At 58.2% G+C, this 21,137-nt stretch carries 21 protein-coding genes; 8 read left to right on the forward strand and 13 right to left on the reverse strand.

The window, feature by feature from the left end:
- Positions 1–48: 48 nt before the first annotated feature.
- The 3 genes from Q1B46_RS15110 to Q1B46_RS15120 form a co-directional block, all read right to left on the reverse strand.
- Complete coding sequence (locus tag Q1B46_RS15110; protein ID WP_299949170.1) at positions 49–450, reverse strand: plastocyanin/azurin family copper-binding protein; 402 nt, start codon at positions 448–450, stop codon at positions 49–51.
- A 54-nt stretch (positions 451–504) separates the two neighbouring features.
- Positions 505–2,292, reverse strand: coding sequence for a NapC/NirT family cytochrome c (locus Q1B46_RS15115; RefSeq protein ID WP_299949171.1), 1,788 nt, complete (start codon positions 2,290–2,292; stop codon positions 505–507).
- A 124-nt stretch (positions 2,293–2,416) separates the two neighbouring features.
- A complete protein-coding gene (locus Q1B46_RS15120; RefSeq protein ID WP_299661584.1) occupies positions 2,417–4,093 on the reverse strand; it encodes a cytochrome D1 domain-containing protein in 1,677 nt (558 codons plus the stop codon).
- A gap of 243 nt (positions 4,094–4,336) precedes the next feature.
- Between Q1B46_RS15120 and Q1B46_RS15125 the strand changes: the two genes are divergently transcribed.
- Positions 4,337–5,527 carry an NnrS family protein gene (locus Q1B46_RS15125; protein WP_299949172.1) on the forward strand — a complete coding sequence of 397 codons (1,191 nt, stop codon included), beginning with the start codon at positions 4,337–4,339 and terminating at the stop codon, positions 5,525–5,527.
- A gap of 25 nt (positions 5,528–5,552) precedes the next feature.
- Here the strand turns inward: Q1B46_RS15125 and Q1B46_RS15130 are convergent, their stop codons facing one another.
- A complete protein-coding gene (locus tag Q1B46_RS15130; RefSeq protein WP_299949173.1) occupies positions 5,553–6,659 on the reverse strand; it encodes a Hint domain-containing protein in 1,107 nt (368 codons plus the stop codon).
- A gap of 239 nt (positions 6,660–6,898) precedes the next feature.
- On the opposite strand from Q1B46_RS15130, the gene Q1B46_RS15135 reads away from it, so the two are divergent.
- From Q1B46_RS15135 to Q1B46_RS15160, 6 genes are read left to right on the forward strand one after another with little or no spacing between them, the layout of a single operon-like run.
- On the forward strand, positions 6,899–7,348 hold the full coding sequence (locus Q1B46_RS15135; protein WP_299661593.1) for a cytochrome c: 450 nt from the start codon (positions 6,899–6,901) through the stop codon (positions 7,346–7,348).
- Positions 7,349–7,364: 16 nt separating this feature from the next.
- A complete protein-coding gene (locus Q1B46_RS15140; protein WP_299661595.1) occupies positions 7,365–8,765 on the forward strand; it encodes a cbb3-type cytochrome c oxidase subunit I in 1,401 nt (466 codons plus the stop codon).
- A gap of 2 nt (positions 8,766–8,767) precedes the next feature.
- Positions 8,768–9,577 carry a CbbQ/NirQ/NorQ/GpvN family protein gene (locus Q1B46_RS15145; protein WP_299949174.1) on the forward strand — a complete coding sequence of 270 codons (810 nt, stop codon included), beginning with the start codon at positions 8,768–8,770 and terminating at the stop codon, positions 9,575–9,577.
- A gap of 9 nt (positions 9,578–9,586) precedes the next feature.
- On the forward strand, positions 9,587–11,509 hold the full coding sequence (locus Q1B46_RS15150; RefSeq protein ID WP_299949175.1) for a VWA domain-containing protein: 1,923 nt from the start codon (positions 9,587–9,589) through the stop codon (positions 11,507–11,509).
- Positions 11,506–12,054 carry a cytochrome c oxidase subunit 3 gene (locus tag Q1B46_RS15155; RefSeq protein ID WP_299949176.1) on the forward strand — a complete coding sequence of 183 codons (549 nt, stop codon included), beginning with the start codon at positions 11,506–11,508 and terminating at the stop codon, positions 12,052–12,054. The genes Q1B46_RS15150 and Q1B46_RS15155 overlap by 4 nt, the downstream gene beginning before the upstream one ends.
- Before the next feature lie 5 nt (positions 12,055–12,059).
- Complete coding sequence (locus Q1B46_RS15160) at positions 12,060–12,347, forward strand: nitric oxide reductase F protein (RefSeq protein ID WP_299949177.1); 288 nt, start codon at positions 12,060–12,062, stop codon at positions 12,345–12,347.
- Between the two features lie 53 nt (positions 12,348–12,400).
- Here the strand turns inward: Q1B46_RS15160 and hemA are convergent, their stop codons facing one another.
- Positions 12,401–13,624: a 5-aminolevulinate synthase gene (gene hemA / locus Q1B46_RS15165; protein WP_299949178.1), complete on the reverse strand. Its 1,224-nt coding sequence runs from the start codon at positions 13,622–13,624 to the stop codon at positions 12,401–12,403.
- A 186-nt stretch (positions 13,625–13,810) separates the two neighbouring features.
- Here hemA and Q1B46_RS15170 point away from each other — a divergent pair, with 186 nt between their 5' ends.
- Entirely contained in the window at positions 13,811–14,512 is a 702-nt protein-coding gene (locus tag Q1B46_RS15170) for a Crp/Fnr family transcriptional regulator (RefSeq protein ID WP_299661613.1), read from the forward strand.
- Between the two features lie 28 nt (positions 14,513–14,540).
- On the opposite strand, the gene Q1B46_RS15175 is transcribed toward Q1B46_RS15170, so the two are convergent.
- From Q1B46_RS15175 to napF, 8 genes are read right to left on the reverse strand one after another with little or no spacing between them, the layout of a single operon-like run.
- Entirely contained in the window at positions 14,541–14,798 is a 258-nt protein-coding gene (locus Q1B46_RS15175) for a hypothetical protein (protein WP_299661616.1), read from the reverse strand.
- 13 nt (positions 14,799–14,811) lie between these two features.
- Positions 14,812–15,504 carry a NapC/NirT family cytochrome c gene (locus tag Q1B46_RS15180; protein WP_299949179.1) on the reverse strand — a complete coding sequence of 231 codons (693 nt, stop codon included), beginning with the start codon at positions 15,502–15,504 and terminating at the stop codon, positions 14,812–14,814.
- 26 nt (positions 15,505–15,530) lie between these two features.
- The gene (locus Q1B46_RS15185) at positions 15,531–15,965 is read right to left on the reverse strand and encodes a nitrate reductase cytochrome c-type subunit (RefSeq protein WP_299949180.1); all 435 of its coding nucleotides are present in this window, start codon (positions 15,963–15,965) and stop codon (positions 15,531–15,533) included.
- Positions 15,966–15,977: 12 nt separating this feature from the next.
- Positions 15,978–16,889 carry a quinol dehydrogenase ferredoxin subunit NapH gene (napH, locus tag Q1B46_RS15190; RefSeq protein WP_299949181.1) on the reverse strand — a complete coding sequence of 304 codons (912 nt, stop codon included), beginning with the start codon at positions 16,887–16,889 and terminating at the stop codon, positions 15,978–15,980.
- On the reverse strand, positions 16,886–17,704 hold the full coding sequence (gene napG / locus Q1B46_RS15195) for a ferredoxin-type protein NapG (RefSeq protein WP_299949182.1): 819 nt from the start codon (positions 17,702–17,704) through the stop codon (positions 16,886–16,888). The genes napH and napG overlap by 4 nt, the downstream gene beginning before the upstream one ends.
- A gap of 27 nt (positions 17,705–17,731) precedes the next feature.
- Positions 17,732–20,224: a nitrate reductase catalytic subunit NapA gene (gene napA / locus Q1B46_RS15200; protein WP_299949184.1), complete on the reverse strand. Its 2,493-nt coding sequence runs from the start codon at positions 20,222–20,224 to the stop codon at positions 17,732–17,734.
- A gap of 17 nt (positions 20,225–20,241) precedes the next feature.
- Positions 20,242–20,514: a chaperone NapD gene (locus Q1B46_RS15205; protein ID WP_299949185.1), complete on the reverse strand. Its 273-nt coding sequence runs from the start codon at positions 20,512–20,514 to the stop codon at positions 20,242–20,244.
- Entirely contained in the window at positions 20,511–21,023 is a 513-nt protein-coding gene (gene napF / locus Q1B46_RS15210; RefSeq protein WP_299949187.1) for a ferredoxin-type protein NapF, read from the reverse strand. Before napF ends, Q1B46_RS15205 begins: the two co-directional genes overlap by 4 nt.
- Positions 21,024–21,137 lie beyond the last annotated feature (114 nt).

Raw genomic sequence — 21,137 nt, forward strand, 5'->3', positions numbered from 1 at the left:
GGGAATTGGTCCCGCGCTCCTCTCTCATGCCTGTATGGTTGCTTGCGCTCAGGGTTCGACGGTGATCATTCCGATCATGTTCTGCGTCTCCCAATGTGGCCCGCACAGGTAATCCTGCGGACCGGGCGTAAGGAAGGTCAGGTCAACTGATTCCTCAGGAAACAGCCGGTCGCTTTCGGGTTCGCTGCCATCTTTCAGCAAGACCGAATGGCTGGTGCGTTTGTCCACATTCACCCAGCGCACTGTCGTGCCTGCTTGTACCGTCAGCTCGACCGGGCAGAAGGTGTATTTGTACATCAGCACCACCTCGGCATCCTCAACTGCGGCGGAGGGCTGACCAAACAGCTCGACATAACGCTCTTCTGCTTCGGCACACAGCGCGGCGGTCTCATCCGCCAAGGCGGGCGCGGCCAGAAGCAGCAGCGGAGGAAGAAGGTGTTGGGGTTTCATTGTCCAAGTCTCCTCTTCTAAGCGGAAAGGGCCGGATCGCCCGGCCCCTGTCCTTTATTGTTTGACCACGTTGATGAAGGCGCCGTCGTCGTCCAGTGCAAGGCTGGTATCCAGCGTCACGTGGTGGAACCGTGCGGCAGCAAAGTCATCGTGGATGGCAAAGCCGACGGTATAGGTCTGACCAGCCTCAAGCGGGACATCGCCGGGTGCGCCCGAGTTCAGCGGGCGACTGAAGACCACTGTCCACATACCACCATCAAGGCTGGCCGAGGCGGCGATTTCGCCGTCATTGACCACCCGCTGCTCCAGCAGATAGCCGTTAGTGGCGCTGCCGTCCGCATAGACGCGCATCAGGTCCAGATATGTTCCGTCGGCCAGATACTGCTCGATCTGGTCAGCGGCCTGCAGCTTGTCCCAGCCACCCAGTGCCTTGCCGCGGCGGCCTTTGACTTCGACCTCGGTCCGACTTTCGCTGATGTATTTTGTCACCGTGTCCTGAGCGGTCATGCGGCCCACCACATCGGCGTTACCAGCGATGGCGTCGGCTTCGGGTGCGAAGGGCATATAGGTATTGTCGGCGTGGCACGAAGCCCAGCAACCCACCTGTTCACCCATCTCGATCCCGGTACCGCTGATCATCATGGCCACCTTGATCTGGTTGTCGGGGTCCATTTTACCACCATCAACAAAAGGTGCAGGATTGTGCCCCGCATCTGGCCATTGCATACGGATATACAGGTTCTGATCATCATGTGCGGCCTGTACGGTCGCATCGATCACACCACGCTTGCCCGGGATTGGAGTGGGCTCCAACTCACCACCTGCAACGATCTTGTTGCCGATCGTGTCCAGCTCTTTGGCGTGGCAGGTTGTACACTGATCGCCCCCTTTGGTCAGCGGGCGTGCACCACCGTGGAACTTGCCGTTCTGAACCCATTCAAACGAGGCCTGACCGGGGTAGAATAGTTTCAGATCTGCTGAGGCCACGGCGTTCCAGTCGATATCCGCGCCGACATTGCTGCCACCGCCGCCCGTTGGCGCAGCGGCTTCCTCGCCACTGGTTTTGGCGCGTTCTTCGGCCACGGCCGCATCCACAGCTGCTGCAATCTGGGCCTGCACGGCCTCCTGCTGTGCCTGCTTTTCGGCTTTTTCGGCTTCGGCCTCGGCGGTTTCCTTGGCTTCGATCCGCTCGAGGCTGGCCAGATATTCTGGCGGTATCTCGCGGATGAAGTCCGGGTTCGGAGCTTCAAGCTTTTCCAGATACTCTTCGTCGGCCCGGTCGCGGGCATCCGAGTGCGCAATCCCCTTGTGGCAGTCAATGCAAGTCTGGCCCGCGGTCATCGCGTTCAGGTGCTGTTGACGCGCGCGGGGTTTCTGGAACTCGGGCATCATCGATTCGAAATCGTGGCAATTGCGGCACTCGCGCGAGTCGCTGGATTTCATCCGTTCCCATTCGTTCATCGCCAGATGCACACGCTTGGCCTCGAACTTCTCGCGGGTGTTGATGGTGCCGACCATCTTGCCATACAGCTCTTTCGACGCCTTGATCTTGCGGATCATTTTGTGCGTCCAGTCCTTGGGCACGTGGCAGTCGGAACAGACCGCGCCAACGCCGGACCGGTTCACGTCATGGATGGTACCGGTGTATTCCTCGTAGACGAAATCGCGCATCTCGTGGCACGAAATACAGAACTCTTTGGTGTTCGTGGCTTCCATGGCGGTGTTGAACCCACCCCAGAAGATGATGCCGCCGACAAAGGCTGCGGCAATACCGGCCACGGGCATTCCCCACAGGAAATACCGGCGCCAGATCGGTTTTTTCTTTTCCGGTTCGGAAGTCATATCCGGGCTCCGTTTTGGCTGTCTTGTCTGGCCTTGTGTGGCAGGCCGGTGAGTTTGGCTTGGGGGTCAAACGAAGAAAGGGCGGGCGAGGGGCCCGCCCTTTCCAAAGTTAGTCGCGAACCCGTCAGGTGACGTGGTTCGACCGGTTGTAGACGTTGAACTTTCCAGTCGGAGCAAACAGCCCCTCGATGCGGCCAATCTCTTCCAACGTCTTGGCGTCGAAGATGACAATCTGACCGTTGGGTTCCAGCGAATCTGACAGGTTCCACTTGGAAACCCAGACCTCGGTGCCATCCGCGTTGAATTCGAAGTGAACAGCGGCGCTGCCTTCGTCTTCGGTGATCTGGATGGTTTTCACGATCTCGCCGGTCTCTTTCGAGATGACCTGCACCGATTGCTGCACTTCCGGTTCCGGATGCTTGGTCTGGTCAGCCCAGATATAGTCCGAATTCGGGTGCGTACGGACAAACAGGCCGGGGCCGTCTGTTTCCACTTCGTAGCAGATCTTCCACGCATCATCGGGGCGGTTTTCTGGATCGTTACCCCAGACCGTCACAGTCCCGACACCAAGGTGCGTTGTACCAGCAACCGGACCACAGTTCGGGTCAACCCAGTTAGCGCCCGGACCGGGATGCGGCAACGCAGCGGTGTCGATCATTGCTTCCAGCTTGTGGGTTTCGGTATCGACGACAACCATCTTGTTCGACGCGTTTGCGGCGATCTGGAAGTACCGGCCTGTCGGGTCGAAGAATCCGTCATGCAGGAACTTGGCGCTGTCGATCTTGTCGATCCGCAGATTGTCCAGATCGGTATAGTCGACCTGCCACAACTGCCCCAGCTCTTTCACGGCGACGATCCAAGTAGGCTCGTTCGGAGTGGTGTAGATTGCGGCCACGCGGGCCTCTTCCACGTAATCTCCGTCCACATTCACACCACGGGTTGAGACGACCTTGACCGGCTCCATGGTTTGGGCGTCAACGATCGCAAAGTGCGGCGGCCAGTACCCACCACCGATGACGTATTTACCATCGCCGGATACGGCAACGTCGCGGGCGTCGTAAGCAATCTTTACCTCAGACACCAACATCTTGTCCGGTGTTTGCCAGAGGTCGATCTTGGTCATCTTGCCGTCGCGGCCCATGGTGTACCAGAAGCGACCGGGCTGTTCCGGCTCTTCCAGCGCGTGGTGTTCCGACGCTTTCAGAACGTGAACGGCATAGCCGGTCGGGATGTGCGTCAGCACTTCTTTGGTGTCTCCGTCGATCACGGCCACCTTGCCCACATCACGCTCGATGACGACAAAGAAGTTTTCCCAGTTGCGGCCATGCAGCGGCTCGGTCGGGTAGTCCTCTTCTTCAACATAGACCTTGCGAGTCGCCATCATCTGTTCCAGCGACATTTCAGGTGGCTTGGGCGCATCCATCATGATGTATGTCGCCATGTCCTTAATTTCCTGCTCGGTCATGATGTCCGAGAAGTTGTTCATCCCGCCTTCGGTACCCCAGGCGATGATCTTTTCAAGACGATCCTGGCCAAGTTGCAACGTGCCACCTTCGGTCACGGTGCCGTCGGCTGCGGTCTTTTTCCAGTGGGGTTCAAGGTTCTTGCCGGTTGCACCTTTGCGCAGAACACCGTGGCAACCTGCACATTGCTCAAAATAAAGCTGCTTGGACGATTCAAAGGCTTCGTCGCTTAATGTTGGCTCTTGGGCGAAGACCGGTGCGGCTGCCGAGCCCAGCAGCATCGCCAAACCAACACCAAGTGTGCGGCTGGCTTTCGTGTAGCTGATTCCAAGTGACATGATCACTCTCCATATGCGTGGTGAGGCAGGTCGCAGACTGAAACATCAGCGCCGAATTCGCCTTGACGAAAGTCAACGGAAAGCTTGCTAACTGGAAATTGACAGACTGGATTCGCGCGTAAATTAGGGAAAAAACCTGTGTTTTAGGGTCATGTTTATGCGACGCTTGATTTCGGTTAAGTCCTCCACGAACCGATGTTGCTAGACCGAATCCAGCAATCAATGAGGCCGAGGAGAGCAGGCATGCCGGCAATGATCGCGCGGGTGTTGGGCGAGGGGTTTCGCGTCTTTTTCCTGTCAGCCGGGTTATTTGGCCTGTTTGCGGGCGGTGTCTGGGGTCTTTGGCTGGCGACGCAGACAGGGTTGATCGGTTACGAAGATCCCACCTATGCCATGAGCCCGTCTATGTGGCACGCGCACGAGATGATCTTTGGGTACGCCACCGCAGCCCTTGGTGGATTTTTCCTGACAGCAGTACCGAACTGGACAGGCACACCAGAAGCACGGGCGCAGTTCATAATGGCGGTTGCGGGTCTTTGGCTGGCCGGTCGGCTTGCGATGTGGTTCTCCGGTGCGCTGCCACCAACCCTGGTTGCTGTCGTCGATCTGGCGTTTGTCCCGGTTCTGGCTGCAAAGATCGCAAGCCAGCTGGTCCGACGCCCCAAACCGCAGAATATGATATTTCTGCTGTTGCTCAGCTATATCTGGATCTCCAACCTGTTGACCCATCTGGAATGGATCGGCGTGACAGGTGACACCCAGAACATCGGGCTGCGTGCCGGGCTGCTTACACTTTGTAGCATGATCGCGATACTCGGCGGACGCATCACGCCGGCCTTTACCCGCAATGCTATGAAGCGCGCGGGAGAACCCGAAACCAACTGGCCCGTATCGGTAGGAGCCTTCGACAAGGCCGCGATGGTATTGGCATTACTATTGCCGCCGGGTGTGCTGATCTTCGGGATGGGTCCAATTACCGGCGGAATTGCCCTGATGCTGGGTATTGCCCAGTTCCTGCGCATGATGCGTTGGCGTATGCGCTGGGCCTTGCGCCAGCCCATCCTGATCGCCCTGCATATTGGTTTGGTTATGTTGGCCTTGGGGCTGATCCTGTGGGGTCTGGCCGTGCTGGGTTTCGGTAGCGAGATTGGCGCGCTGCACTTGCTGGGAATCGGCTGCGTCGGGGGTATGACCCTCGCCGTGATGAGTCGGGCCGCCCTTGGCCACAGTGGCCGCGCACTTGTGGCATCGCCGCCCATGGCAACCGCCTACGGGCTTATGGCCTCGGCCGCGATTCTGCGCTGGGTTGGATCAGCCCTTGATCAGGGATATCTGATTGCGATGCTTGCCTCTGACGGCCTGTGGATCAGCGCAATCGTACTTTATCTGATCGCCATGTGGCCCGCACTAACCGGTCCGCGACTTGCATCCTGAGTGTCAGCACCCGCGCAAGACCAGTTCACGAAGGCCGGATCAACACCCTGTCATTCTTTTTGTGTCGCCGCAGCAAAGATTGGATCTTTTTTCCGTGTTTTGGAATTTGGCGTGCAGCTTCAGGATGATGATCGGCTGAGGTCAGTTCGGGGAAGAGGGCAACAATTTCAGCCAGCGCTTCTGGATGTATGGCTTTCAGGGCCTGCTGACCCGTGAACAGGCTTTCGGACGGTGCGCCTTCGGCTAGCACAATCTCGTGCCGATCAAACAGCATATGGTAATAGACGACGCTTTGAGCTGCCTCTTCGATGGTGATCCCGGGGATTCCCACGAGTTTATGAGCGGGCACCAGAACCTCTTCGCTGTCGAACATGCGGACTGCGATCGTTGAACGGATCATCATGCGATGTTGCGGCGAAACCAGCAGATCGCGGTGCGGCAGGCCGCTGCCTAAGCTTCCGGCGGCGATTCGGATCGGGCGCAATTTTGGTTTGCGCGCCAGTTCAACCTCATTAAGCGATCGCGCTCCGATCCATCGAATACGTTGTGGGCCATGATCAAGGGTCAGAACCTTATCCCCCGCCGACAGCAATTCGATAGCGACATCGCCTTTGGGTGTCGCAATAAGGGTGCCTGCAGCAAAACAGGGCACGTCAACAATCGCACCCGGATCCGTCGTGTCGGGGGCATTGTCTGGGGTCACGTTTGACCTGACGAAGGTGTAGACAGTCCCGGGAGTCAACGGCTCGGACGTGATATACCCGACAAGGTTGCCTTCAACTTCGACCCGGAAAACATCGATGGTGCCACCGCTGGGATTGGCCAGGCTGTAGGATTCTTCCAGATAGATGGCGCCAGAATCAATCGTGACCGAGCCATCCAGGTTGGTCACCACGCCTGATTGGGTCAGATCATCTCCAACCTCATTGTTGAAACGGTCGCCATTGAAATCCGTGCCGTTGTCAGGATCGCCGTTTACAAGGGTACCACCGGCGGCATCGGCCACATTGAAAACGCGGCGGTCAGTATCTGGGTCGTAGGCTGAGCTGAGCGTTATTGTTCCGGTCGAGAATGTGGCGAAGTTCACCGAAATGACCCCCGGCGCATAGCCGATATATGAATAGTTCGCCATGCCTGACCCCTTCACTCGTCCCGATACTTAGACGCGTCGTAACAGTTCCCAACAGCCTGAATATAAAATCACGCGTCGGTAGGATGATTTCAAGGCAATTTCAGGCCTTTTTTGCATTCCCATCAAGAATTTACCGACGCGTCCCAGCTAGGCTGTGCAGCCTTGACTTTCGTTAAGGCAGTTTCTGTGCACTGACGTCATTCTGCTCGCACAAACTAATCTGCGCAAAGGAGAGCGCAATGCGAGAAGTCATGACAAAGAACATGGCTCGCAACATATTCTATGGCGGGTCATTGTTCTTCATTCTCATCTTTCTGGCCCTGTCGGCCCATTCGCACTGGTATATCGTCAACTCGGAAAACGCCGCGAATCTTGATGAAAGCGTGGTGCGGGGCAAACACGTCTGGGAAAAACACGCCTGCATCAACTGCCATACCATCTTGGGCGAAGGCGCATACTTTGCCCCCGAGGTTGGTAACGTGATGACCCGTTGGGGTGTGCTGGACGACCCGGAATCAGCCTTTGAAGCGCTCAAGGGCTGGATGGAAGCACAGCCAACCGGCATTCCCGGTCGTCGGCAGATGCCCAATTTCAACCTCAGCGACGAAGAGATCCGTGATCTGGCGAACTTCCTGATCTGGACAGACAACATCGACGCTCAGGGCTGGCCGCCCAACGAGGCAGGCTGAGAAAGGGAACGGAGCAATGAAATACGAATCCCAAAAAATCGCCTATGCCTACTTTGCAGTAGCCATGGCCTTGTTTGCGATACAGGTGATCGGCGGCCTTCTGGCCGGTTTTATCTATGTATTCCCAAACTTCCTGAGTGAGCTTCTGCCGTTCAACATCGTGCGGATGCTGCATACCAATTCGCTGATCGTCTGGCTGATCCTTGGCTTCTTTGGTGCTGCCTATTTCCTGATACCGGAAGAGGCGGAACGCGAGATCCATTCGACCAAACTGGCCTATCTGCAGCTGATCATCCTTGTGGTCGGTACCTTGGGCGTGGTTGTGACCTATGTGTTCAACCTATTCGAAGGCAACTGGCTGCTGGGCAAAGAGGGGCGCGAGTTCCTTGAGCAGCCTAAATGGGTCAAGATGGGCATCGTCGTGGCCGCGCTGATCTTCCTTTACAACGTGTCGATGACCGTTCTGAAGGGCAAGAAAACTGCCATCACCAACATCCTTCTGTTGGGTTTGTGGGGTCTGGCGCTGCTGTTCCTGTTCGCCTTCTACAACCCAGGCAACCTGTCCTTGGACAAACAATACTGGTGGTATGTTGTCCACCTCTGGGTCGAAGGTGTGTGGGAACTGATCATGGCCTCGATCCTGGCCTACCTGATGTTGAAGCTGACCGGTGTTGACCGTGAGGTGGTCGAAAAATGGCTCTATGTCATCGTCGCTGCCGCGCTGTTCTCGGGCATCCTTGGCACTGGGCACCACTACTATTGGATCGGTACGCCTGCATACTGGCAGTGGATTGGTTCGATCTTCTCAAGCCTCGAGGTGATCCCGTTCTTCGCGATGATGGCTTTTGCCTTCGTCATGGTCTGGAAAGGTCGCCGTGATCACCCCAACAAGGCCGCGCTGCTGTGGTCGCTGGGCTGTGCCACATTGGCCTTCTTCGGCGCCGGTGTCTGGGGCTTCCTGCATACGCTGCACGGGGTGAACTATTATACCCACGGTACGCAGATCACCGCGGCCCACGGTCACCTGGCCTTCTACGGCGCCTATGTCTGCCTCAATCTGGCGATCTTCAGCTATGCGATGCCGATCCTGAAGAACCGTGATCCCTATAATCAGGTTCTGAACATGGGTTCGTTCTGGTTAATGACCAGCGGCATGGTCTTCATGACCTTCGTGCTGACCTTCGGCGGTACCGTGCAGACACACATGCAACGTGTTGTCGGCGACTACTTCATGGACGTCCAGGACCAGATCGCGATCTTCTACTGGATGCGTCTTGGCTCAGGTGTGGTTGTGGTCCTTGGTGCGCTGCTGTTCATCTACTCGATCTGGGTACCCCGGAAAGAGGTGGTTGAACCCGGTCCGATCGAACGCGACCGGCTGGAGAGCGATCCTGACCACGTCGCAGCGGAGTCATGAAGATGGACGGCTCCATGAAACTGAACGAGGGGGCGGCAAACGCCCCCTTTTACCTCGCACAAGGTGATGAATGCGATGTGTTCACCGCTGCGTATGAAAATGACCTGCCAGTCCTGCTGAAAGGCCCGACAGGCTGCGGAAAAACCCGCTTTGTGGCCCATATGGCCGCCAGTCTAGGCCGCCCGCTTTATACCGTGGCCTGCCACGATGACCTTGCCGCCGCCGACCTGATCGGGCGCTACCTGCTGAAAGGCGGAGAAACCGTCTGGGTCGATGGCCCCCTGACCCGTGCGGTGCGCGAAGGCGCGATCTGCTACCTTGATGAGGTGGTCGAGGCGCGCAAGGACGTCACCGTCGTTTTGCACCCGCTAACCGATGACCGGCGCATCCTGCCGATTGATCGCACGGGCGAAGAGCTTGAGGCCTCGCCCGGTTTCATGCTGGTCGCCTCGTATAACCCGGGATATCAGAATATCCTGAAAACCCTGAAACCTTCGACCCGGCAACGGTTCATTTCGCTGGAATTCGACTTCCCATCACCTCAGATGGAGGCCGAAGTTGCCGCCAAGGAAAGCGGCCTCCCGTTGGAGCGTTGCAAGCCGCTGGTGCGGTTGGCGGGCAAACTGCGCGGGCTCAAGGGTCAGGACCTTGAGGAAGGTGTTTCCACCCGTCTGGTCGTCTATGCGGCGACGTTGATCGCACAAGGCATGTCTACCGACCGCGCCATCCTCGCCGCCATGATCGAACCTCTGACTGATGACGAGGATATCAAACGCGGGCTCCTCGATCTTGTCACGGCTGTCTTTGGGTGAGGCCGGCCAATGGTCAAGATCGATTTTGAGCCATGGGAACCCGAAGAAACGATCGGGAAACTGTGGCACACCCTTGCCAGCCGCCTCGATGCACCCCAGGTGCACGATGGAGCCGCGGTCGACCTTTCTGAGGTCGCGGGGCGGCTGGCCGTCCTCTTCCGAGGACTTGGGGGTAGTCCGGGCGTCGAATTGCGCCCGGTCTCGCCCGAGGTTTCACGCCACCGTCTAAGCTGGCGCCGTCGTCTGGCGACCGAGATCGAGCTGATGCCGCGCGCATCTTTTGATGGTGAAGTTCTGCGTCTGCCGGACCGGCTTGCAGTATTCCCCGCACGTGAAGCGAATGGTGCACTTTATGTCTGGCTGGCGGCAACAGCGGCCCATGCCGGAACCCGAATTGACGAAGACGATCCACTGCGCGCCGATCTGCGTGCACTGTACGCTGCCCGACAAATGGTCGAGGCGACCTTGGACAACGCCCAAGGCTTGCGCCCGCTTTACACAGAGCTTTGCAAAGGTGTTCTGCATCACCGCGATATCCCCGGATTACCGCCCGCTGAAGCTGCAGTTGAAGAGCTCGTCCGCTCCATGCTGGGCGACCCCGCCCCTCTGTCTCCAAAAGCCGAGCAGTTCCTAGCGCTGGACGATGACCTGACCGCCCCGCGCGGTTACCAGTCCTTCCGCCCGATCCCGCTGTGGCCCGAATTGCGCGCGGTTGGATTTTCCGAACATAACGAGGTCGAGAACCCAGATACCGAAGGCCCCCCCGAAGAATCTGGCGAAAAAACCCATCGCGCCCGCCGCCGCAAATCGGATCAGGCATCCCGTAGTGACAGTTTCATCCTGCACAAGTTCGAAGCCATCCTCAGCTGGGCCGAGTTCCTGAATATAAACCGGCGTATCGATGACGACGATCCTGATAACGCCAAGAAAGCTGCGGATGATCAGGAAGAGATTGGCCTTGGCCAGATCTCGAAGGCACCGCCAACCAAGCTGAAACTGCATCTGGATCTCGCGCCCGAAGATGTGAACCGCGAACGCCTTTCAGGGCGTATCCTTTATCCAGAATGGGACGTGCGCACCGGTCGATACCTGCCCGATCACGTCAACGTCCTGACCTCGGACGCCGAGATTCGCGAAGACGCTGCAGAGTTTGGCAAGGACCCCGCAACCGCCCGCCGCATTCGAGCCGTGAAACGCCAGTTCGAAGCGCTGCGCCCCGGCCGTGTGATGACCCGCGGCCATTTGGATGGCGATCAGCTGGATATCGAGGCAGCCGTTCGGGCACAGGTTGACCGCTGTGCAAATGGCGAAGGGACCGAGCGTATCTGGATGCAATCCCGCCCCGAGGCGCGTGATCTGGCGGTTTCGATCCTGCTGGATGTCAGCCGCTCGACCGAAAGCGCCGTTACAGGCCGCGCTGTGATCGATATCGAGCGCGAGGCGCTGGCTGCGCTCGCCTGGGGTCTGAACGCTTGCGGTGACGATTTCGCAATCCATGCTTTCAGCTCGCTGAAACGTCAGCGCGTCTATGTGCAGCGGTGCAAGCGGTTTGATGAGCCGATGGGTGGATTGGTCGAACAACGTATCGCGTCGCTGCGACCCGGCCACTACACAAGGCTTGGCGCGGCGATCCGGCATTGCTCGGCTGATCTGGCCAGCCAATCGCGCAAACGCCGGTTATTGCTGGTGATCACCGACGGCAAGCCCAACGATCTGGACCATTATGAGGGCCGTCACGGTATCGAAGACACCTGCATGGCCGTCCGTGAAGCGCGCCGGGCCGGGCAATCGGTCTTCGGTGTCACCATCGACAAAACCGGCAAAAGCTGGTTCCCGAGGATGTTCGGACAGGGCGGTTTTGCAGTCATCCCGGACCCGCATCGCCTGACCATGGCCCTGCCGCAGATATACCGCCAATTGGTCGGCGCATGACCGAGACCTCTTTGATCGACGAGCTTCCGGGCGAGTTGCTGATGTGGGTTCTGATCATCTCGGAACTGCTGGTGTTCGGCGCCGGCCTGATTGCCTTCATGGGCGTACGCCTGACCGACCCTGCTGGATTTGCCGAAGCCCAATCGCATCTCTATCGCACCGGTGCGGCGCTCAACACAGTGGTGCTGGTCACCTCGGGCTACTTGGCCGCGCAGGCCTTGCATTGGCGGCGGACAGCGCGCCGAGGTTTGGCCCGACTGGCGTTGATCGCAGCGGCTGCGCTGGGCGTCGTGTTCCTGGTAATTAAGGGCGCAGAGTACGTAGGAAAAGCTGCGCAGGGGATCACGTTTGAGACCCACCCGTTTTTCCTGTTTTACTACCTGCTCACCGGGTTTCACGCGGCACATGTGTTGGCCGGTGTGGGCATTCTACTGCTGGTCGCCTGGCGGGATGACCCCAACAACATCGAAGCAGGCGCACAGTTCTGGCATATGGTCGACCTGGTCTGGATCATGCTCTTCCCGGTAATCTACCTATTGGGATGATGATAATGCCCACCGCTTCTTCTTGTCCCAAATACGGCCGCCGGAGGCACCTGAACACACTCACACGCGCTTGGTTCACTCTTCTGGTGCTCAGTATCGCGTCGGCGCTGTTGACCATGCTGCCCATCCCTCCCGCGTTTTTGGGCGGCGGCATCTTGATTCTCGCTTTGGCGAAATGTCGGATTATCCTCGCCCGATATCTGGACCTGGCAATCAGCCCAGCCTGGCTGCGGGGGTTCACCGTGGTTTTGACAGGTTTTGTGATTATCACCTTTGCGCTCTACCTGATCTAAAAACACCGCCTCCGAAGAGACGGCGAAGTTTCACGCAAGGGGGCGCTTCTTGATTACTGTGCAGCCATCGGCATCCGTGCAATCTGGCACCGTTGCCACAAGGCGGAAAGCGCGCCAACCAGATGGTCGATATCCTCATCCGTATGCACCGGGGACGGTGTGATCCGCAGACGCTCAGTCCCTTTCGGCACAGTGGGATAATTGATCGGCTGGATATAGATGCCGAACTCTTCCAGTAGTGTGTCCGAGATGAACTTACACTTTACCGGATCGCCGACCATCACCGGGATGATATGGCTGGGGTTGGGGATGTGCGGAATACCTTCCGCGTCCAGACGGGCACGTACCTGCGCCACACGCGCCTTTTGCAGGTCGCGCTCGGTATTGGATTGTTTCAGGTGCCGGATCGAAGCTGCTGCTCCGGCTGCGATTGCGGGTGGAAGAGCAGTGGTAAAGATGAACCCGCTGGCAAAGCTGCGCACGAAATCACACAGCGCGGCTGAGGCCGCGATGTAACCCCCAACGACACCAAATGCTTTGCCGAGGGTCCCTTCGATCACGGTCAGGCGATCCATCAGGCCCTCCCGTTCCGCGATACCACCGCCGCGTGGGCCATAGAGGCCAACGGCGTGAACCTCATCCAGATAGGTCATCGCGCCATATTTGTCGGCCAGATCGCAAATCTCTTTGATGGGCGCGATATCACCGTCCATCGAATAGACCGATTCAAAGGCGATCATCTTGGGCGCATCGGGGTCTGCGGCGGCCAGTTTCGCCTCAAGATCTGCCAGATCGTTATGCTTCCAGATAACCTTCTGAGCCCGCGAATGGCGGATGCCTTCGATCATCGAGGCATGGTTCAGCGCATCAGAGAACACGATCAGGCCAGGGATTTTCGCAGCGAGCGTTCCAAGGGCTGCCCAATTCGAAACATATCCGGACGTAAAAAGAAGTGCTGCTTCTTTTCCGTGCAGATCGGCCAGTTCAGTCTCAAGCAACACATGATCGTGGGTGGTGCCCGATATGTTCCGCGTACCCCCGGCCCCTGCACCGCAGCGGTCTAATGCGTCATGCATCGCACCGATCACCGATGGATGCTGGCCCATGCCAAGATAGTCATTTGAACACCAGATCCGCACATCCCGCTGGACCGAGCCATCTGTTTGACGTGCGTTTGGGAAGGACCCGCAGTGACGTTGCAAGTCGATGAAAACACGATAATTTCCTTCACCTCGAAGGTCATTGAGGCTCTGATCAAAAAAACGCTCGTAGTCCATCTTGCGTGCTCCCCGGATTACTGGCTTTGGGCTGAGAATAAGGCAGCGCAGCATCCCACAACATGACAATTGTCAAGTTGAGAACGTATCAAAAGGGTAGTGCACAAGCGCCGTGTTTGGCGTAGTTTGAGGTTGGGATGGATGGACGTCGTTTGACTTCGGCGAGAAAGGCACAGGGGTGATTTCATGTCTCATGAGGCACAAAAGGCGATCGCCCGACAGTCGCTGCTGTTGCGCAGTTTGCCGGATCAGCATGTCGAGACTTTGCTGAGCCACGCAATCTGGCGTCAGTACGACCGGGGCGAGACGATTTTTCTGCAGGAAGAAAAGGCACAGGCCGTACACGTGGTTCTGGAAGGTTGGGTCAAACTGTTCCGCATGACACCCACCGGGGCCGAAGCCGTGGTAAGCGTCTTTACCCGTGGCGACAGTTTTGGCGAAGCCTTGGCGCTGCGCAACGTGCCTTATCCGGTCTCGGCCGAAGCCGTATCGGCCTGTGATGTCATGCATATCCCCAGCCCGATCCTGATCTCGTTGATGAAAGAGGACCCCGAGATTGGGATTTCGATTCTGGCCGCGACTTTTACCCATCTGCACTCGCTGGTGGCGCAATTGGAGCAGCTCAAGGCACAAACCGGTGCACAGCGTGTGGCCGAGTTTCTGCTGAACCTCTGCGACGACGAAACGGGCGGGTGCGATGTATCGTTGCCCTACGACAAGATGCTGATTGCGGGGCGTCTTGGAATGAAGCCCGAAAGCCTGAGCCGCGCGTTTTCACGGCTCAAGGCGGTTGGGGTAAAGGTCAACCGCAACCACGCCGAGATTTCGGATATCGCATTACTGCGGGAGTATGCCGAAAGCGATCCGGCGGAAAATTGGAGCCGATAACCCGGCAGTTCCGCCGGGCCGGTTTGTTTCAGACGGTTGTGCCCTTGCGGCGGATTGCGGTGCCCAGACTACCGGCGCAGACGCCAACAACGATTGCGATCACAAGCGCCACCGATCCAACATGGGAAAACTGCCACCCGGCAAAAAGCAGTGGCGCGATCAGGCCGACCAAACCGCCCAGAAGTGCGCCCAGCCACAATTGGCGGGTCATCATGCCCAGCGCCAGACCAAGAATGCCGGGCAGGCCCAATACGTTGCCGCCGATGGTTCCAAGTATCTCTAACATCTCTGCCCCCACCTTAGTCCGTGCTTTTGCTCAGGAACGAACGGATATCGTCGCCTGACGCGGCTGCGTGTTTCTGAAGAACCTCACCATCCACGGCCTCCGAGATCTTCTGGTACGTTTCCAGATAGTCGGGCGGCAGGCTGTGCGCGATACCCTGGTGGCAGTCGATACAGGTCATACCGGTGTCGATCGCGCGCTGGTGTTCGCTGGCAGCGCGGGTTTCCTGAAGGGTGAAATCCATATAGTCAAAGTTGTGACAGTTGCGGCATTCGCGGCTGTCGGATTCCTTCATCTTTTTCCACACGGCTGATGCCATAGCGAGTCGATGGTCCTCATACTTTTCGGGGGTACTAATCGTGCCAGCAAGTTCGTGATAAACGTCCTTCACGGCCATGATCTTGGCTTTGATCTTGTGGTTCCATTCATCCGGAACGTGGCAGTCTGAACAGATCGCCCGTACGCCCGAGTGGTTGTTGTAGTGAATGGTCTCGCGGTATTCACCAAGGTTCGTTTCCATCGTGTGGCACGAGGTGCAGAACTCTTCTGTATTCGTCAGTTCCAGCGTCCAGTGGAACCCACCCCAGAATAGAATGCCCGCCAGAAATCCGGCCAGCAGGGTGAAACCAACGCTTAGGACGGCGATCGGGCTCCAGAACCAGGTCCAGAGGCGCCGGATGAGCCCTTGTTTTTCTTGGGAGTCGGACATGTCGCGCTCTCCTTTTCGACCTGAGTTTAGTTCCCGGAGGAAGGTTCAAATGTGTTATCGACCAGCGGCAGCGCATCAGCTTGCGGCACGTGACACTGGTTGCAGAAATACCGAGTGCCGGCGATCTGATCCAACTCTCGGCCTTCGCGGTCCAGATAATGGGTCATCGACAGCGTAGGCGCGTTGCGCTCGCCGGCCTTGGTCCAGTCGTGGCACGACAGGCACTGGTTGGTTCGCAGGTCGATCTGGTATTGCTCGGTCGAGTGTGGGATCAGCGGTGGCTGCTGGCGATAGTTGCGCTGCATGCGGCCTTCGATAGTGCGGTGAACTTGGTCCAGAACGGCGGGCTCGTCCACTTCGGCACCGCGCAGGCTGTTGACCCCGGCAGATTGTGCAAGGGCCAGGCCGCCGAGGAGCAGCGGCGGGATCAGGGCAAGGCACACTAGGATCGGCTTTTTCATTGTCTCACTCCTTCAAAAAGGTCTTGAGGCGCGCGGCTGGGGCGCGGCAGTTGATTCCGGTGGCGCGACGGTCAGGGCGTCGAACCGATGGGTGAATTTGAAAACGTCTTCGGCGCAGATATCGATGCAACGCCCGCAATTTGTACAATCGGGCGACAGGATCAGCGGGGTGTCTTTACCCTTCAGCGCCGGAGAGATGACGTGGTTTTCCGGGCAGACCGCGTAACAATCCATGCAATCGTCACAGGCGGTGCGGTTGGTCGCACTGACCCGCAGCATCGCTTTGCTGCCCACCAGCCCGTAGAACGCGCCTACGGGGCAGATGTGTCCGCACCATCCGTGGCGCGAGACAAACAGGTCGAACAGGAAGATTGCCGCAACCATTGCCCAGACAAACCCCATGCCAAAGATCAGTCCGCGATGCAGCATGGTGATTGGGTTGACCAGTTCCCACGCGATTGTGCCGGTCAGGCCAGAGACAATCAGGACGGTGGCCATGATCCATAGACGCGCGCCGCGTTTGGGCTGCCAGCCTTTTTGCAGACGTAGCTTCCGGTGCAGCCAGTGCGCGCCGTCCGTCACCGGATTGATCGGGCAGACCCAGGAACAATAGACACGACCACCGATCAGCGCATAAGCGACCAGAACGATGATTGCGCCGATGGCAGCGGTCAGTGCGGGCCAGTGCCCGGCAATCAGGCTTTGCAGAAAAATAAATGGGTCAGTCAAGGGCAATACGCCCAGCGTCAATGATCCGGCCAAAGTGCCTTGTACGATCCAGATCCCAAACCACGGCCCCAGTAGAAACAGGACCAGAAAGAACAGCTGACTGGTGCGGCGCAACAGCAGGTATTTATGGGCTCCCAGCCAGCCTTTGGCGGCGATGGCCTCTTGCCCCAGTGGCATATAAGTGCGGGCGGTCATTGGGTGACCTCCGGCAATTTGAAACTGGGTTCGAACCCGCCTGGGGCAACCAGGTTGTCTGTTCCCGGTCCCGGCAACCGGTCGGGCAGATCGATGATGCCTTCAACGACGGGGGCACCCTTGGCTTCTTTTTCTTCCCAGCCGTTGCGGTAGTGGGCGGCGCTGCTGCCACGAGCCAGTCGGGCAGGCAAAACCTTGATCGCGGCCTCGGGCAGAACGCAGCTTTTCTCACAAACGCCACAGCCGGTGCAGTGATCGGAATGAACCGTTGGGATGAAAATCGCGTGGTGACCCGAGCGGGCGTTGTGCTCAACTTCCAGCGTAATGGCCTCGTCGATGACGGGGCAGACCCGATAACAGACGTCGCACCGCAGGCCGAGGAAGTTCAGGCAGTTCTCCTGATCGACAAGAACGGCGACACCCATCTTGGCGTCGTCGATGTTGTCCAATCCAGGATCCAGCGCCCCAGTGGGGCAGGCCGCGACGCAGGGAATGTCGTCACACATCTCACAGGGAACATCACGGGCAGTGAAATACGGCGTGCCGGTGGCCACCGCATCAACGCCCAGTTCAGCCAGTTTCAGCGTGTCATAGGGACATTCCCGCACGCACAATCCACAACGGATGCAGGCCGACAGAAAGTCTTTTTCCGGCAAGGCTCCGGGGGGTCGCAACGCCTCGGCTGGCAACGCCCGTGCGTCCCGCGCCAGCCAGGCCAGCACCGAACCGGCTGCCACGCAGCCACCCGCAGCGCGTGCCGAGTCCTGCAGGAACCGACGCCGCTGCGGCGAGAGAGGAGAGCCAACACGAGACATGGGGACGACCTTTGCCTTGCTTGCCCTTTACGCCCGCTCGATCTTACAGGCGCATTTCTTGAAGTCGGTCTCTTTCGACAGCGGGCAGGTTGCGTCCAAAGTCAGCTTGTTGGTCAGCTGGCCTTCGTCGAACCATGGCATAAAGACCAGTCCGCGCGGCACCTTGTTGCGGCCCCGGGTCTCAACCCGGCTGTTGACCTCGCCACGGCGGGTGGAAATAACGATCTCTTGCCCTCGGCGCAGACCACGATCACGCGCGTCTTCGGGGTGCATGTAAATCACGGCTGCCGGATAGGCGCGGTGCAGTTCGGGCACCCGGCGGGTCATCGAACCTGAATGCCAGTGTTCCAGAACACGACCGGTGCAGAGCCACAGATCAAATTCTTCATCCGGTTCCTCGGGTGCGGGTTCGTATGGGGCAAAGATGATCTTGGCCTTGCCGTCCTTGTGGCCATAGAACTTCACATCCGCGCCTTCAGGTACATAGGGGTCATAACCTTCGCGGAAGCGATAGAGTGTTTCTTTCCCGTCCACGACAGGCCAGCGCATGCCACGGGCCTGATGATACATCTCGAACGGTGCAAGGTCGTGTGCATGGCCGCGACCGAACTCGGCATATTCCTCGAACAGGCCCTTTTGGACGTAGTAACCAAAGTGCTCGGATTCATCGTTGTCGAACCCTTCAGCGGTTTCCGACAGCGGGAATTTATCGATGGTGCCGTTGGCGAAGAGCACGTCATACATGGTCTTGCCGCGATGTTCGGGCATGGTGGCCAGCAACTCCTCACCCCAAACCTCTTCAACGGTGAAGCGTTTTGCGAATTCCATCAACTGCCAAAGGTCCGATTTCGCCTCGCCCGGGGCCTTGACCTGTTGCCGCCAGAATTGGGTGCGACGCTCGGCGTTACCATAGGCACCTTCTTTTTCGACCCACATGGCCGTCGGCAGGATCAGGTCGGCAGACAGCGCGGTCACAGTCGGATAAGGATCGGATACGGCGATGAAGTTTTCCGGGTTGCGATAGCCGGGATAACCTTCTTCGTTAATGTTGGGTGCGGCTTGCATGTTGTTGTTGCACTGCACCCAGTAGGCATTCAGATCACCGTCTTTCAGCTTGCGGTGCTGCAACACGGCGTGAAAGCCGGGCTTGGGCGGGATGGTGCCCGCAGGGATTTTCCACGCAGTCTCACAAATCTCGCGATGTTTGTCGTTTGCCACGACCATATCGGCGGGCAGACGGTGGGCAAATGTACCAACTTCGCGCGCCGTACCACAGGCCGAAGGCTGACCGGTCAACGAGAAGGGCGAGTTGCCGGGTTCCGAGATTTTACCCACCAGCAGGTGCACGTTGTACATCAGCGAGTTCGCCCATGATCCGCGTGTGTGCTGATTGAAGCCCATGGTCCAAAGGCTCATCACCTTGCGGTTGGGGTCAGCATATTGCTGCGCCAAACGCTCAAGCTGAGCGGCGGGGACGCCCGACAGTTCAGATGTGTAGTCCAGCGTGTATTTCGAAACCGCCTCGGCATATTCTTCGAAGCTGATCGGCTCCATCTTGCCCGAGTTCGGGTTTTCGGCCTCTTGCTGCAACGGGTGGCTGTCGCGCAGACCATAGCCGATATCGGTGGCGGTTTTGGTGATGTTGACGTGGTTCTTGACGAAGTCTTCGTTCACCGCGCCGTTCTGGATGATGTAATTGGCGATATAGTTCAGGATCGCCAGATCCGTCTGAGGTGCGAAAATGATACCGTTATCGGCCAGTTCGAACGAGCGGTGTTCATAGGTCGATAGCACGTGCACTTCACAGCCGGGCTTGGTCAGGCGCGTGTCTGTCAGGCGCGACCACAGGATCGGGTGCATCTCGGCCATGTTCGAGCCCCAGAGCACGAAGGTATCTGCATGTTCCAGATCGTCATAACAGCCCATCGGCTCATCGATGCCGAAGGTACGCATGAAGCCGACAACCGCCGAGGCCATACAGTGCCGCGCGTTGGGATCGATATTGTTCGAGCGGAAGCCAGCCTTCATCAGTTTGGACGCAGCGTAGCCTTCCCAGACGGTCCACTGACCCGAACCGAACATGCCAACACTGGTTGGGCCTTTCTTGGCCAGCGCTTCTTTCCACTTGGCAGCCATCACGTCGAAAGCTTCGTCCCAGCTGACGGGTTCGAATTCACCGTTTTTGTCGTATTCGCCGTTGGTCTTGCGCAACATTGGCGTGGTCAGGCGGTCTTTGCCATACATGATCTTGGACAGGAAATAGCCCTTGATGCAGTTCAAGCCGCGGTTCACCGGCGCGTCCGGGTCACCTTGGGTGGCGACGACACGTCCGTCTTTGGTGCCAATCAGGACCGAGCAGCCAGTGCCGCAGAACCGACAGGCGGCTTTGTCCCAACGGATGTCCGGGTTTCCGACCTGAGCGCTGGCTTGCCCGGTTGCAAGTGGAATACCTGCGGCCGAGGCCGTCGCGGCGGCAGCGGTTGATTTCAAAAAGGTCCGGCGGGATTCAGAGATGGTCATGACAGGGGTCTCCGGCTTTAGATCTGGCGAGAAGCGTTGAGGTGCGGACGGGGCTCCGCAAGGTCTTCAAAATGGTGATATGTCAGGGTCAGAGAGATCACGCCCGGGATCTGATGCAGATCCATGATCGTCTCGGACGCCAGTTTTTCCGGCGTATCCTCGACCACAACAACAAGGCGGCCATCTTCGGCCGCCGCATGAACTTCGGCCCCGTCTGTGCGCGCAATCGCATCCTGCGCGCTTTGGGTGGTTTCGGGGGTCACATGAACGAGGCAACCACAGATGTTCATAGGGCACCCTCCTGAATTGACGGGGTGTGGCGTTGAAAGCTTACTGATCCGGCGGGGCAGGCGCTGGCGCAGGCGCCGCAGCCGGTGCAACTATTGATGTCGAGCACGGGCTCGGCGCGGCCACCGGTTTGCAGCTGAAAGCGGATCGCGCTGTGGTCGCAAACGTCCTGACAGATCCGGCAACTGACACCGTTCATCGACAGGCACGAGGCCGCGACTTTGGCGCGCCAGGGCCAGTCGGCTATGTGTTCGGGGTTCAGTGCCCCGGTTGGGCAAGCGTTGGCGCAATCGCCGCAGAAAGTGCAGGGACCTGAATCCAACTGCACGACGGGCCAGCCTTGTGTATCAAATTTGATGATGTCTTCTGGGCAGGCTTCGCGGCATTCGTCGCATTGCGTACACAGATCAAGAAACTCGGCTGTATCTGCGCCGGGCGGGCGGATGGATGTCTGTTCATCGCGCAGCACTTTTCCCTTAAGAAACGCGCGGCGGCTGGCTAGCTTATTCATTCGCTTGCGACCTTATACAAAAGGGCAAGATTCAACCTGACCCTGAGTCGGGTTTTAGTGTACCCCGAACCTTGGGATATTGACCTATGTCATTTTTTGACGGGTTTGGTTGAT

This window comes from uncultured Ruegeria sp. (assembly GCF_947500045.1).
Lineage (GTDB): Bacteria > Pseudomonadota > Alphaproteobacteria > Rhodobacterales > Rhodobacteraceae > Ruegeria.

Coding starts and splice junctions, on each gene's coding strand:
- Q1B46_RS15110 (WP_299949170.1), bottom strand. CDS start 450: ATGAAACCCCAACACCTTCTTCCTCCGCTGCTGCTTCTGGCCGCGCCC.
- Q1B46_RS15115 (WP_299949171.1), bottom strand. CDS start 2,292: ATGACTTCCGAACCGGAAAAGAAAAAACCGATCTGGCGCCGGTATTTC.
- Q1B46_RS15120 (WP_299661584.1), bottom strand. CDS start 4,093: ATGTCACTTGGAATCAGCTACACGAAAGCCAGCCGCACACTTGGTGTT.
- Q1B46_RS15125 (WP_299949172.1), top strand. CDS start 4,337: ATGCCGGCAATGATCGCGCGGGTGTTGGGCGAGGGGTTTCGCGTCTTT.
- Q1B46_RS15130 (WP_299949173.1), bottom strand. CDS start 6,659: ATGGCGAACTATTCATATATCGGCTATGCGCCGGGGGTCATTTCGGTG.
- Q1B46_RS15135 (WP_299661593.1), top strand. CDS start 6,899: ATGCGAGAAGTCATGACAAAGAACATGGCTCGCAACATATTCTATGGC.
- Q1B46_RS15140 (WP_299661595.1), top strand. CDS start 7,365: ATGAAATACGAATCCCAAAAAATCGCCTATGCCTACTTTGCAGTAGCC.
- Q1B46_RS15145 (WP_299949174.1), top strand. CDS start 8,768: ATGGACGGCTCCATGAAACTGAACGAGGGGGCGGCAAACGCCCCCTTT.
- Q1B46_RS15150 (WP_299949175.1), top strand. CDS start 9,587: ATGGTCAAGATCGATTTTGAGCCATGGGAACCCGAAGAAACGATCGGG.
- Q1B46_RS15155 (WP_299949176.1), top strand. CDS start 11,506: ATGACCGAGACCTCTTTGATCGACGAGCTTCCGGGCGAGTTGCTGATG.
- Q1B46_RS15160 (WP_299949177.1), top strand. CDS start 12,060: ATGCCCACCGCTTCTTCTTGTCCCAAATACGGCCGCCGGAGGCACCTG.
- hemA (WP_299949178.1), bottom strand. CDS start 13,624: ATGGACTACGAGCGTTTTTTTGATCAGAGCCTCAATGACCTTCGAGGT.
- Q1B46_RS15170 (WP_299661613.1), top strand. CDS start 13,811: ATGTCTCATGAGGCACAAAAGGCGATCGCCCGACAGTCGCTGCTGTTG.
- Q1B46_RS15175 (WP_299661616.1), bottom strand. CDS start 14,798: ATGTTAGAGATACTTGGAACCATCGGCGGCAACGTATTGGGCCTGCCC.
- Q1B46_RS15180 (WP_299949179.1), bottom strand. CDS start 15,504: ATGTCCGACTCCCAAGAAAAACAAGGGCTCATCCGGCGCCTCTGGACC.
- Q1B46_RS15185 (WP_299949180.1), bottom strand. CDS start 15,965: ATGAAAAAGCCGATCCTAGTGTGCCTTGCCCTGATCCCGCCGCTGCTC.
- napH (WP_299949181.1), bottom strand. CDS start 16,889: ATGACCGCCCGCACTTATATGCCACTGGGGCAAGAGGCCATCGCCGCC.
- napG (WP_299949182.1), bottom strand. CDS start 17,704: ATGTCTCGTGTTGGCTCTCCTCTCTCGCCGCAGCGGCGTCGGTTCCTG.
- napA (WP_299949184.1), bottom strand. CDS start 20,224: ATGACCATCTCTGAATCCCGCCGGACCTTTTTGAAATCAACCGCTGCC.
- Q1B46_RS15205 (WP_299949185.1), bottom strand. CDS start 20,514: ATGAACATCTGTGGTTGCCTCGTTCATGTGACCCCCGAAACCACCCAA.
- napF (WP_299949187.1), bottom strand. CDS start 21,023: ATGAATAAGCTAGCCAGCCGCCGCGCGTTTCTTAAGGGAAAAGTGCTG.